The organism is Stenotrophomonas sp. YJH_SMC_48-3 (assembly GCF_059369375.1).
On sequence record NZ_JCAFSQ010000004.1, the window covers coordinates 308,314 to 320,758 of the forward strand.

Here is a 12,445-nt window from a genome sequence, read left to right on the forward strand (position 1 = left end):
AGTCTAGCATGTGCGCGGGCGCCGCCAAGGGCGCCCGTCACGGGTCAGTAGACCAGCTGTGCGGCGCTGCACTGGATCGACTGCACGTTGACGTCGGTGCGCCCCAGCTCCAGGCCCAGCACGCTGGCCAGCAGGTTGGTCAGCAAGGTGCCGACGCTGTTGAGGACCGGGCGCAAGGCGGACAGGATCGGCTTCAGCAGCGTGCACAGCAGGCCACTGCAGCTGACCGTGCCATCGGGGTTGGTGACGCCGGTGCCGCCGGTGCCGTCAAGGAACCCGGCCGGCGCGGTCTGTATGTACGAGGCCAGGTTGTTGCGCACGCAGCCGTTGTAGTCGATCAGGTTGCCCAGCAGGCTGTCGCAGCGGTTGATCAGCAGGCCGCCCACCAGCGAGCCGAGCAGTCCATCGAGCACGCCCAGTCCTTGACCGGTGACCGTCACCTTGAACGCATCCCAGACCGGACCGTCCTTGTGGCAGGTGGACAGGTTCAGCAGGCCACAGGCGTAGGGCAGGCCTCCGGGTACGGTCCAGCTGTTGAGCGGTGCCAGTTGCCGGCTGGCGTCGCCATCGCGCAGCAGTGGAATCAACTTGTCCACCTCATACCGGGTGTTCGGCGGGAAGGTGGCCTGCAGGTAACGGTCGGCCAGGGCCTTGGCCGTGTCGTTGGCACTCATGCCCTGCTTGGGTGAACTGAGCATGCCCGACAGCACGCGCAGCAGCTCATTGACAAGGTCGGATACTGCGTTGCCGAGAGCAAGTGGATTGATGCGCGTCGAGCCGGTTTCGCCAGCGGCCAGGGTGAGGTTCTGCGAGCTGGTCAGGGCCGGCAGCGTGATCTTGTCGTTGATCAGGGGTTGTCCGAGCAATTTCAGCAGCTGTTCGTTGTTCAGCGTCGCGTCGCAGACATTGTTCTTCGAGAAACGCTGCGATGGATCGACGTTGCCGACGCAGGCCCGCAGGACCGACGAATCCACCTGGATGGTGGCCCTGGGTGGATTGGCGCCACACTGGATTCCGGTCAGCGTTCCCATTCCGTTGGCGACATCGACATGCAGCGGCAGGTGCAGGCGCGTGCCCAGCAGGTTCAGAAGTGGCCCCAGTGCGAACAGGTTGTTGCTGTCCACGTCTGCCACCAGCCTTACCTGCGCGTTGTAGGCGCGGCTGCCGACACCGCCGATGGCGATCGATGGCGGCTCGACCACGCCGGCCTGGATCTTGATGCCCAGCAGGTCCAGCCCCTTGACCGCCACGCCGTTGCCATCGTTGGCGATGGAGATCGCAGTGTTGATCAGGTTGAGCACGTTGATCTGTGACTCCAGTGCACTGCCGACCGTGCCGTCGGGCGAGACGACTTCGGCGAAAAGGCCGCCGCCGCCGGACTGGCTGCCCAGCACGATGTTGAGCTTGTTGATGTCCAGCTGGGTGGCAACCAGGTCGGACAGGGCGCGCAGCTGCACGCCCACCGTGGAGTCGCGGCCGACCACGGTGGCGGTGGCGTCGACCAGCTGCGCCAGCGAAACCTTGTTGACCGACAGCAGGCGGTTGAAGTCGGCCACGCTGAGGTTGGCGCTGACCGGGATGTTCAACGCCTTGAGCAGGCCCGATGGCGTGATGTTGGCCTGGGCGAGGCCGTCATAGGAGAGCACGGTGGCGTTGGTCACATCCAGGCCGACCAGGCGCAGGGTCGACAACAGTACCGAGTCGCCATTGGTGCGCAGTAGCTGCGAACCGACCGCGAACACCGCAGTCGGTTCGGAACGGCGGGCCACGGCCTCCACGCTGACGGTGGGCAGGGTGGTGTTCTGCCCGAAGAACGGCAGCACGCTGCGCTGCGCGACGACCTGCACGGCATTGCGCGGGTTGCTGGCATCGATGGTGGTGACGAAGCGGTTGGCGGTGGTGCGGTTGGCGCTCCAGTTGCCGCAGCGGATCTGCAGGCTCCCTTCGAACGTGTTCTGGGTGAGTGCGCTGTGCCGCGCAGCGCTGTTGTCGCTGTTGTCCGAGGTGCACAGCTCCAGTCGTTGCGCTCCGGCCAGTGCGGCCAGATCAGCAACTTTCTGCGCATCGCGCTTGGCCCAGAACAGGTAGCCGATCTCGATCAGGCCCAGCATCGCCAGCAACGCCAGCATGACCAGCATCATGGTGATCGACATGCCGCCCCGTGGGCGGCTGAAACTGAACTGGCGTGGGCGTTTCATGGCCTACCTCAGCGTCCGGATGAGGATGATCCCTTGGACTTGGCGACATCGGTTTCAAAGAAGTCCGGGATCTCGTGTTCGAAGCTCTTCATGTAGCGTGCGTAGCTCAGCGTCGCCTGGTCGCCGAGGATCGGCAGGTGCTGCCCGGCCTGCTGTCCGGACGCCTGCAGGCGGAACAGGTTGCGCGCGGTATCACCGATCTGGCTGCGGCCGGGTCGCGCGGTTGCAGCGTTGCCGTCGGTGATGTCCACTGCAGCAGGCGCCGCCTGCGGCACTGGTGCGGGCCGGGCCGCCAGGTCCACGGCGGGCAATGACTCGGACTGCAGCGGCTGCGCAGCCGGCGCTGCCGGTGTGCTGCGGCCAAGCATCTGTCCGGTGAGCGGCTGTTGCTGCGCCTGCACTGCGGCGGCCGGCAGCAGGCAGATCAGAGCGGGCAGCAGGCGTCGGGCCAGGGGCGTCGCGGTCATGGTGTGTTTCCGTTCGGATGGTCGGAGGCTCTGAAGCGTTCCAGCATCGAGGGCGGCAGGCGCTGCGGATCGCGTTCGTCGCGGCTGTCGCGGCGTGGTTCCGCCGCCAGTCGCGTGGCGGCGGGCGGGTTGCCGACGGCATCTCTGGCGAGAGCACGCGCGGTGGCCGGCACGGCTGCGGCAGCGGCCGATGCGGCCTGGCGTTGCTGCAGGCGGGCACGGATCTGCGCCGCCTGCTGCTGGATGCTGAGCCGGGTCTCGTCGTTGAGGTTGGCCTGCTGGGCGAGGCGTTCGGCGGTGGTGGTGTCGCCACGCAGCACCGCCCACAGCGCGAGGTTGGCAGTGGCCTTGGCATTGCCCGGCGACAGCTCCAGCGCCTTGGCGAGGGGTTCGCGCGCGCGCTCGAACTGTCCCGCGCGCAGCCGCGCATAGCCGAGGTCGCCGAGATAGCTTGTATTCAATGGCTGCAGCTCGGTCGCCCGCGCCAGTGCCTGCTCACTGCCGGCGTCGTCGTCGCGGCGCGCGGCAATCAGGCCCAGGCCATGTGCGGCCGCGGCGGCCTGGGGGCCGCTGGAAAGCGCGCGGTACAGTGCGATCGCGGCATCGGCCTGGCCGGTCTCGCGCAGCGCGTCGGCCTGCAGCAGACGCAATGCCGGCGGATCGCCGTAGCGCTGACGGAAGGCGTCGACGTGGGCGAGCGAGGCATACCATGCGCCTTGCTGCTGCATGCGTTCGATCAGTTCCAGGTAGGCATTGCGGCTGTCCTGCGGCGCCGGTTCGGGCGCGGCCAGGCTGGGCGCGCGCAGGTACTTCGGTGTGGTCGATGCACAGCCGCTGGCGCCGGCAACGGCGGCCAGGGCAACAATCAGGCAGGAAGTGCGCAGGGCAGGCATCAGGGCGATCCCATCTTGGACAGGGTAGTGGCCAGCGCGACCAGCGCCGGCCCGGCGAGCACCAGCATCAACGCTGGCAGCAGGGTCAGCATCATCACCACGGTCATCTTCACCGAGAGCTTGCCGACCTTTTCCTTCAACGTGTTGCGACGCTGCTCACGCAGGCGGAGGCTGAACTGCCGCAAGGGCTCCTGCACCGCACCGCCATGGGCATGCACCTGCAGGATCAGCTGCATCAGGCTGGTCAGGTCATCGTCGGCATAGACCTCGCTCAGCCGCCGCAGGGACTGCGCGCGCGTGCGGCCATGGGTATAGGCGACATTGGCCTCCTGAAGTTCGCTGCCGAGTACCGGCAATGCATCGCGAAGCTTGTCGCCGAGCGTCTGCAGGCTCTGGTCCATGCTGAAGCCTACGCCCTGCAGCAGGCGCAGCAGGTCGACCAGCAGCGGCAGCTCGGTTTCGACTGCACGCCGGAGCCGCTTCACCCAGGAAGAGAGAACGAATTTGGGCAACAGCAGTCCAGCGGCCAAGGCACCGATGATCACCATGATCCTGGCCAGCCCGGTGACGCTGCTGAATGTCAGCACCAGTGCCAGCACCAGCACGGCCAGCAGCAGGCGCAGGCCGAGGTAGATGGCCGTACCGCGACGGGTGTTCCACCCGGCCAGATCCAACAGCAGCCGATCTTCATTGGCCAGCAATACCGTTTCCAGGCGGCCGCCGCTGAGGGCACGGCCGAAGCGTTCGAGCCAGCCCAGCGAATCGTGCCGTGCAGGTTCGGTGTCACGGGACGTCTCGCGCGGCTGCAGGGCGGTCTTCAACGTGGCCGTTGTACGCTGCTCACGATGGCTGCGTATCCAGCCGCCGATACCCAGCAGGGCGATGCCGGCAGCCAGCACGAGCAGGGAGAGGGCGAACCAGACGCTGGCGCTCATCGGTCGTCTCCGGCGGGGCGGGGGTTCATAGCGATTTGGCCAGGCGATACAGCAGGAAGCCGCCGACAAGCTCCATGCCCAGTGCAAGCAGCAGGATCTTGTGGCCAAGCGGATCGTGCAGCACCGGCTGGAAGAAGTCCGGGCTGGCGATCGCCATCAGCACCGCGCAGGCCGGTGGCAGCAGGCCCAGCACCCACGCAGACATGCGTGTCTCGGAGGTCGTCGCCGAAAGCTCCTGCTGCGCCTGTTCCAGGTCGCGCATGAAATCACCCATGCGCTGCAGGATCTGGTCGGAGCGCCCGCCGATGCGCACGCTGACACCGATCACCACCGACAACACCTTCAGCACCTCCATGCGATAGGGTTGCGCGGCCTGCGCGAGTGCACGGTCCAACTCCATGCCGCTGCGCGCAAAGCGCACCGTGGTGTCCAGCAGCCCGCGCAACGGCGCGCTGGTCTGCATCGACGCAACCTGGAACGCGGCCTGCAGGCTGTTGCCTAGTGCAGTCAGCCGCACCAGGTTGTCGAGGAAGTCCGGCAGCTGATGCAGCAGTTGCGCACGCAGCTTCGTGGTCCGCCGCATCACCCACAGCCAGCAGCCAAGCAGGTACAGCAGCAGGGTCAGCGGAAACATCCACGCGGTGCCCAGCCGCGCCATCGCTACCACCGACAGTACCAGCCCCGGTACCAGCAGCATGATGGGGATTTTCCAACCGGTCTGCAGCCCTGCGCGCTGCAGCAGGCCATCCAGCGGCAGCACGCGGCGCCCGGTGCTGGCGGGCCGCGCCGGATCGTTGGCAGCGGTGACGGACGGACCGGCGGGTGCCCCGCCCGTGGCGCTTCCGCGCGAAAGCTGCTGCTCGGCGTGCCGCATTGAAACCTGGCGTTGTTCACGGCTGCTGGCCGTGCCCCACAGCCAGGCTGCCAGCGCCAGCAGCACCGCGATGATGCTCAACATGCCCAGCAGCGCGCCGGTTCCCATGCTCAGAAGTCTCCGTAGAGCGATTCGCGCAGCTGTTGGCGGAACGGCTCCAGCTTGTGCGAGTGTGGATGGAAGCCCAGTCCGACCCAGCGATCGATCTCTTTGCCGTTGCCGTCGATCTGCAGTTCGTGGCGGAACATTTCCTGGGTGGTGATCAGGTTGTCGCTGACACCGGTGATCTCGGTGATCGATACCAGCACGCGGCGGCCGCTGCCCAGGCGCGAGATCTGCACGATGAAGTCGATGGCACTGGCGATCTGCCGGCGCAGGCTGTCCTCGCTGCCCTGGAAGCCGGCAAATCCAGCAAGCATCTCGATCCGGTACAGGCAGTCGCGTGGTGAATTGGCGTGGATGGTGGCCATCGAACCGTCGTGGCCGGTGTTCATGGCCTGCAGCATTTCCAGCACCTCGGCGCCACGCACCTCGCCCACCACGATGCGATCAGGGCGCATGCGCAGGCTGTTGCGGACCAGATCGCGGATGCTCACCGCGCCATGGCCTTCGGCGCCACCGATGCGGCTTTCCAGGCGGACCACATGCGGGTGGTTGAGCGAAAGTTCTGCGGTGTCCTCGACGGTGATCACGCGCTCGTTCGCGGGGACGTAGCTGGCCAGGGCGTTCAGCAGCGAGGTCTTGCCGGAGCTGGTGCCGCCGGATACCAGGATGTTGCAGCGGCCCAGCACCATCGCCTTCAGCAGGGCGTGCATCGGTTCGTCGAAGGTGCCCTTGGCCAGCAGTTCATCGGGAGTGAATGGATCCTTGCGGAACTTGCGGATGGACACCATCGGTCCGTCCACGGCCAGCGGCGAGATGATCGCGTTGAGACGGCCGCCGTTGGGCAAACGCGCATCGACCATCGGGTTGGAGTCATCCAGGCGGCGCCCGAGCGGGGCCAGGATACGTCGCAGGATGCGCAGCAGGTGCGTATCGTCGGTGAATCGCTGGGTGGCCCGCTTGAGCTGGCCACCCTGGGAAACATGCACATCCTTGAAACCGTTGATCAGGATGTCTTCGATGGACGGGTCGTGCAGCAGGTCGTCCAGCGGGCCAAAGCCGGTCAGCTCCTTGACCAGGCCGTCGGCGACCACCTGCATCTCTTCTTCGTTGATCGGGATGCGCCACTCCTGGATGAAGCCCACCGTCTGCACCTGCACCCAGCGGGCGATGGTGTCGGGCGCCCAGGAATCGATGTCGATGCGCTCGTCCTCGATGCTGTTGAGCAGGTGCTCATGCGCTGCCGACAGCACCTTCTGGTACTGCTCGGTCTGCGCGAACGGCTGATGGCCCGGCGTGCTTTCGGGCAGCACCGGCCGGGCAACGGCATGCGGGAAAGGGGTTACCTTGTCTTCCATTGCGATCCACCCAGGGCAAGGGAGAGTCTTTCCCGCAGGCCCTGCGCCTGCACCCGGCAAGCGGCCGGGTCCAGGCGCGAAACCAGTGGGGCGAGGGCACGCAGATAGGGGTCACGCGGCGCATCCTGCAGCAGCAGGTGGCCCTGGCTCGCTGACAGGCGCACGCGGGGGCGCTCGGGAAGCGTGGCCAGCAGGGGCACCTCGAAGCGGCGCGCAATCTGCTCCGGGCTCATTCCGCTGCTGTCATCGTGGCGGTTGATCACCAGCTGCAGCCGCTTCTCGCGTTCGCGTTGCCCGGCAAGGTGCTTCAGTGCCTGATCGAGCGACACCAGCGTGGCGATCGAGGCATCTGTGACCAGCCAGATCTCGTCGGCCTGGTCCAGCAGCAGCGGTGGCAGCTGGCGCACCGGGCAGCCGCCGGCATCACACAGCACGCTGGCGAACACGGTGCGCAGGCGCTGCAGCAGCGCACCCGGATCGGAAGGCGGCACCGCGTCGCTTCCGCTGGCGCGGTCCAGCAGCACCAGCCCGGAATCGTGCCGGGCCATGGCCGTGCGGGCGAGGGTGGCGTCGATGCGGCTGGCGTTGCGCAGCGCGTCTTCGTAATGGAAGCGGCTGTCCAGGTTGAGGTACAGCGCAAGGTCACCCGAAGGCTGGGCCAGTTCCATCAGCAGGCCGTCCTGCTGCACTGCCTCGCCCTGTGCCAGCGCACGGGTCTGCTGTGCCAGCACCGAAAGGTGCGCGGCCATCGTACTGGTGCCGACCCCGGCGCGCACGCCCAGCAGGACGATCAGGCGCGCCTTGTGCGCGTGTTGCGCGGCGGCAGCTGGTCGTGGTGACAGGGCACGACGCAGTGCGGCCTCGACACCGGCGTTGTCGCTGTCCAGGTCCAGTACGTCACGCAGGCCCGCCCGCAGTGCGATGACGACGCCCTCTACCTGTCCGGCACTGGTGGCACCGACGGCAACCAGTGCGAGGTCCGGTTCTGTCTGTTGCAGTTGCTGCGCCAGCACGCTGGAGGCGGCGGCATGCTCGGGGCGGAAGTCGAGCAGCACAAGGTTCTGCGGCCCGCGGTGCAGGTCCTGGGCGGAGGTCGGGGCGCTGCTGTCCTGCCAGTGCAGGGTGGTGGTCGGCGGCAGTTTGGCCGCCAGCCGGGGCAGCAGTTCGCGATCCATTCCGTACAGGACCAGGTTCATCGGCGGTCCTTGCGGATGCAGCGGCTGGGCAGTGGCGTAGGGCATGGGCGTGGTATCGCAGGCATCATGGAATCAGCGTGAGAAGCCGGGTACCGGGTCCTGGCTGATTGGACCCAGCAGCCAGGCACCCCATTCGGGCATGTGCGGCTTGGCTTCGCGGTCGCCGGGCAGTGGCAGTTCGGTGTTGCGGGCCAGCGGCTTCACCAGGCGTGGCGTGACGATGATCACCAGCTCCTTGTCCTGGCGCTTGTAGTCGAAGTTGCGGAAGAACGAGCCGATGACCGGCAGGTCACCCAGCAGCGGAATCTTGCCGACGCTGGAAACCACGTTGGAACTGACCAGGCCACCGATCACGAAGCTCTCGCCATCGCCCAGCTCGACCGTGGTGTCGGCGCGGCGGGTGGTGATCGATGGAATCTGCACGCCATTGAGCGCGATGGCGTTGCTGTAGTCCAGGTCGCTGGCTTCCGGCGCGACTTTCAAGGCGATGCGGTTCGGCGCCAGTACCGTCGGTGTCACGGTCAGGCCGATGCCGAAGGGCTTGTAGGTGATCGTGGTGGTGCCCAGCCCCTGCGGCTCCAGGATTGGCAGCTCGCCGCCGGCAAGGAAGCTGGCGCTCTGGCCGGACAATGCGACGAGGGTAGGTTCGGCCAGCACGCGCGCCATGCCATTGCTCTGCAGCAGGTCGACGTCGGCATTCCACAGGCCCTTGGTCGAGCCGAACACCAGGCGGAACGCCGAAGAAATGGGCGATTCGGCTTCGTTGCTGGAGTTGCCTTCCTGCATGCCGGGCAGGATGCCGGTGTTGCCCGGCAGCTGGCCGCCCGGGCGGGCGAATCCGTAGGCGAAGCTGCCATTGCGGTTCTGGAAGCTGATGCCGATCTGCTTCAGAGCGGTCTTGTTGAATTCGACCACCTTGACCTCGACCTGCACGACGCCGCCGCTGCTTACCGTCGATGCGTCGGCAAGCAGTCCGTCCTTGCCCAGGGCCATCGCGGCGGTCTTCTGTTCCTGCATGTGCGACAGCACACTGTCGGTGCTTCCCTGCAGCAGGCCCTGATTGTCCTGCTGGGTGAACACCAGTCCGTTCGCGCCCGCGTCGGCCGCGCCCTGCACCGCGCTTTGTACCCGCACCTGCAGGCGCTGTGGCTCGGCCTGCTTGCGGTGCCAGAGCAGGAGCGTGGTGGTGCCCGGTGCCTTGCCGACCAGCAGTGCCTGGCGCTGGCCGCGCAGCATCACGATATCGGCCACGCCCGGGTCGGCAATGGCCACCCGCTCCAGGTCACCCGGCAGGGGCCAGGGGCGCTGCTCGCGCGTCTGCAGTACCAGGTCGTCGGCGGCCACGCTCGTCGCCGGTGCCAGCAGCACCAGCAGCAGGGCCAGCCAGCGCTGGCGGGGGGAAGGGCGTGGACTGCGGCGACGTTCGGTCATGGATGCGCTCGATGCAGGTCAAAGGGAACCACGGGGGGCGGAGCTGTCACCTCGGATGATTTCGATACCCGATGCGCGCGGGGCGCTGCGCCGGGGGGCGGGTATGCGTGCCGGGGCATCCTGGGTGCTGCGGGCCGGCGTGTTGCTGCGGCCGGCCAATGCATCACCGTCGATGCCGGCGTAGGCGTGATTCTCCGGCCGTTGCAGCGCAAGCTGCTGTTCCGCATCCAGCCCCCGCAGCGGATCGATCACACCGCGTGCCTGCGGGAACAGCGCCAGATCGGGCTGGCCGGGATCGGCAGGGTTGCGCAGGGCCAGGAACAGTTTGCCCTGCTGCGCACCCAGCAACAGCCGGTTGGCGTCGGCCACCGGTACCGCCAGTACCGCGCTGCGTGCCGGCTGGGTGGTCTCGCTGCCCGTGCTCTGGGTGCTGCTGCTTCCGGTGATGTCGGCGGCGCGTGGATCGTTGCGCGCATCGGCTTCAGTGCTGGCGACAGCGCCAGCGTTGGCCAGGGCGATGTCCTGCTGGCCATAGCTGAGCACGCGCAGGCGCGACAACAGCAGGCGCGTCTGTGCTGCATCGGCCGGCCCGCTGGCGTTGGGTTGGGCGTTGCGCAGGTTGAGGAACACGTCGACAAAATCGCCCGGCACGATGCGGTTGCCGGCACCCACCAACTCGTCAACCGGTACCGCGAGTGCGCGCTCTCCGGGGCGCAGCTGCAGCGAGAATCCCTGCGCAAGCGCATTGCTGCTGATTGCCGTGCCTTCGGCAATGTCCTGCACCGGCACCTTTCCCACCACGGCGGAAATGCTGGAGGCGGCACCGGCAATCGGGGCGCTGCGCTGCGCCAGGCGCAGTCCATTGGCAGAAATGGGTTCGCCGGCCGGCAGTCGCGCCACCGCCTCTACCACGGTGATTGCTTGGGCTTCGCTCTGCGCGGCCGGGGCAACCGTGGCCGGCGCGGCTTGCCTGCGCCCGATCATCAGGGCGATGACCGCCAGCAGCACGGCCAACCCGATCAGGGCGACGGCGGCGATGCGGGTCAACTTGAGCATGGAACCGTCTCCTGTAGCGATCGTCAGTTGCCGCTGCCGAGGTCGAGTTGCGCGACCGCCACGCTGCGGATGGGAGCCCGCATTACCCACTTGTAGAGCGTGGCGGTGCCGGGCAGGAAGGGATGGCTTGCGTAGTCGTAGCTGACGGTCACGGTCATGCACTGGGCGCTGGCCAGTCCGGCGCAGGGCGCCTGCGCGGAAACCAGGATGGCGTTGCTTCCCCCATTGCTGCAGTCGACGGACTGCCCGGAGAAGTTCAGCAGCCACTGCATCGAGCTGCGCGCCGCAATACACGCCGCGGTACGACGTTCATTGGCGCTGCCATAGCGCAGCGATGCGCGCGCACCCTCGGCCGAAGCGGTTGCCAGCGTCTGCTGGGCCGCCATGATCATCACGCCGGAGAACGTAAACAGCAGCAGTGGCAGCAGGCCCAGCATGAGCATCAAGGCGAACTCGATGCTGGCTGCACCACGTTGCCGGTGCGGGTTGGGGGTGTTCATGGCACACCTCCATACGTAGTGATGAGGATCCAGGCGATGGCCGACACGGCCAGGTAGGCTGCATAGGGAATGCCATGGCGTCCCTGGCGGGCGTTCTGCATGTCGCGCAGCGCCGGGTGTGAATGCCACTGCGAACTGGCCCGGTTCAGCTGGGCTTGCAGGCCGATGGGCAGTACTGGACCCACCCGGCGTGACGCCAGCACCAACGCGGCATGTGCGCCCGCTGCGAGGCTGGCCGCGATCCAGATCGGCAGCAGTGTCTGCCAGCCCAGCATCAATCCCAGCACGGAAAAGAACTTGACATCCCCGGCGCCCATCCAGCGCAACGCATGGAACGGCAGCAATGCGACCAGGCCGAGCGCCGCGCCGGCAACGTGGGAAGCCCACGGCAGGCGCGGCGCGTTGAACTGTCCGGCGATGAGCACGACAACGGTGATCGCGCATGCGGACAGCAGCCAGGCGTTGGGCACCCGCCGGGCGTACAGATCGCTGATCGCGATCCGCAGGCATACGCCGATGGCCAATAAACCCAGCAGTGTCATCGCACACTCCGTCGCCCGTCAGTGGACGCTCAGCAGTTGCTGTCCCTGATCCAATCCAGGAGGCGGCTCAGGCGGGCGTGCTGCCTGAAGCCTTGTTGGCAAGCTTGGTGAGATTCTCAAAGAGCGTGCTGAAGAATGTCTGGATCTGCGTACTGCCCAGTGCGATCAGCACTCCCGCAATCACAGCGGCCAGCAGCCCGTACTCGAGCGCGGTGACACCATCTTCTTCCTTCAGGAACTTGCGGATCGATGCGTTCATGACGATTGTCTCCCTCTACCTGTCTGCTACAGGACACCTGTTGGGCGGTGGCCCGGCTCCGCCGGGATCGTCCGTGGACCTCCGCACGTCCTGGCGGAGGAGGCAAGGCGGGATGGACCCGCTGTGCTCAAGCAGGGTGATCGCTTCCAGGCGGGACGCCGTTCGCACAACCGCGACCGCGCGGCGCGGGGCCGGTGGTCGACGTGTCGAGCGATACGTGCATGGTCATGCTGTCCCCCTGGGTGCGGTCATTATCAAAGACCGGATCACCGTGTTATCGACTTTGCCTGAATGGCGGCCGGCTGCAACCGGAACCTATATGCAAATTCGGCAGAATCCCTTCGGTCCTTAATTTTTCACGCGGGTTCTGTGACGGAAATCCGTTAGCTCGCACAACGATTCATCGACGTGCAGATAATGTGATTTTGGTTTCAGTCGAATGCGAGAACTGTGCCAATCACGTCAGCATGATTTTCACGTCTGTATCCATCCTGTTCAACGCGGGGCAGATGTTTACCCCGCTGAATTATCGGGCATACTCGTATTCAAGTACTCGCGTTTCTTTTGGGGTGCGTGCGTTGGCGGCGCGCATCCCGGTGATGGAAGAGATTCCATGAGAGGTGCGCGCCCTGTC

General features: G+C 66.5%; 12 protein-coding genes. All 12 read right to left on the minus strand.

Annotation, left to right across the window (positions count from 1 at the left end):
- Window positions 1-44: 44 nt before the first annotated feature.
- Window positions 45-2,198 (minus strand): TadG family pilus assembly protein, encoded by a 2,154-nt coding sequence (locus AC5P65_RS08690; protein WP_134731540.1) that lies wholly within the window; start codon window positions 2,196-2,198, stop codon window positions 45-47.
- An 8-nt stretch (window positions 2,199-2,206) separates the two neighbouring features.
- Window positions 2,207-2,665: a DUF3613 domain-containing protein gene (locus tag AC5P65_RS08695; protein WP_019659966.1), complete on the minus strand. Its 459-nt coding sequence runs from the start codon at window positions 2,663-2,665 to the stop codon at window positions 2,207-2,209.
- Window positions 2,662-3,558 carry a tetratricopeptide repeat protein gene (locus AC5P65_RS08700; RefSeq protein ID WP_111098145.1) on the minus strand — a complete coding sequence of 299 codons (897 nt, stop codon included), beginning with the start codon at window positions 3,556-3,558 and terminating at the stop codon, window positions 2,662-2,664. Before AC5P65_RS08700 ends, AC5P65_RS08695 begins: the two co-directional genes overlap by 4 nt.
- Window positions 3,558-4,493, minus strand: a complete 936-nt coding sequence (locus AC5P65_RS08705; protein WP_111098144.1) for a type II secretion system F family protein — start codon at window positions 4,491-4,493, stop codon at window positions 3,558-3,560. Before AC5P65_RS08705 ends, AC5P65_RS08700 begins: the two co-directional genes overlap by 1 nt.
- 25 nt (window positions 4,494-4,518) lie before the next feature.
- Window positions 4,519-5,475, minus strand: a complete 957-nt coding sequence (locus AC5P65_RS08710; protein WP_019659963.1) for a type II secretion system F family protein — start codon at window positions 5,473-5,475, stop codon at window positions 4,519-4,521.
- Between the two features lie 2 nt (window positions 5,476-5,477).
- Window positions 5,478-6,827, minus strand: coding sequence for a TadA family conjugal transfer-associated ATPase (locus AC5P65_RS08715; RefSeq protein ID WP_019659962.1), 1,350 nt, complete (start codon window positions 6,825-6,827; stop codon window positions 5,478-5,480).
- Window positions 6,812-8,068, minus strand: a complete 1,257-nt coding sequence (locus AC5P65_RS08720; RefSeq protein WP_019659961.1) for a CpaE/TadZ family protein — start codon at window positions 8,066-8,068, stop codon at window positions 6,812-6,814. The genes AC5P65_RS08715 and AC5P65_RS08720 overlap by 16 nt, the downstream gene beginning before the upstream one ends.
- 27 nt (window positions 8,069-8,095) lie before the next feature.
- Window positions 8,096-9,454, minus strand: coding sequence for a type II and III secretion system protein family protein (locus AC5P65_RS08725; protein ID WP_019659960.1), 1,359 nt, complete (start codon window positions 9,452-9,454; stop codon window positions 8,096-8,098).
- Between the two features lie 18 nt (window positions 9,455-9,472).
- Window positions 9,473-10,510: a Flp pilus assembly protein CpaB gene (cpaB, locus tag AC5P65_RS08730; RefSeq protein ID WP_111098142.1), complete on the minus strand. Its 1,038-nt coding sequence runs from the start codon at window positions 10,508-10,510 to the stop codon at window positions 9,473-9,475.
- Between the two features lie 23 nt (window positions 10,511-10,533).
- Window positions 10,534-11,010 (minus strand): TadE/TadG family type IV pilus assembly protein, encoded by a 477-nt coding sequence (locus tag AC5P65_RS08735; protein WP_021204286.1) that lies wholly within the window; start codon window positions 11,008-11,010, stop codon window positions 10,534-10,536.
- Complete coding sequence (locus tag AC5P65_RS08740; protein ID WP_058982314.1) at window positions 11,007-11,552, minus strand: A24 family peptidase; 546 nt, start codon at window positions 11,550-11,552, stop codon at window positions 11,007-11,009. Before AC5P65_RS08740 ends, AC5P65_RS08735 begins: the two co-directional genes overlap by 4 nt.
- A 67-nt stretch (window positions 11,553-11,619) precedes the next feature.
- Window positions 11,620-11,811, minus strand: coding sequence for a Flp family type IVb pilin (locus AC5P65_RS08745; RefSeq protein WP_021204284.1), 192 nt, complete (start codon window positions 11,809-11,811; stop codon window positions 11,620-11,622).
- Window positions 11,812-12,445 lie beyond the last annotated feature (634 nt).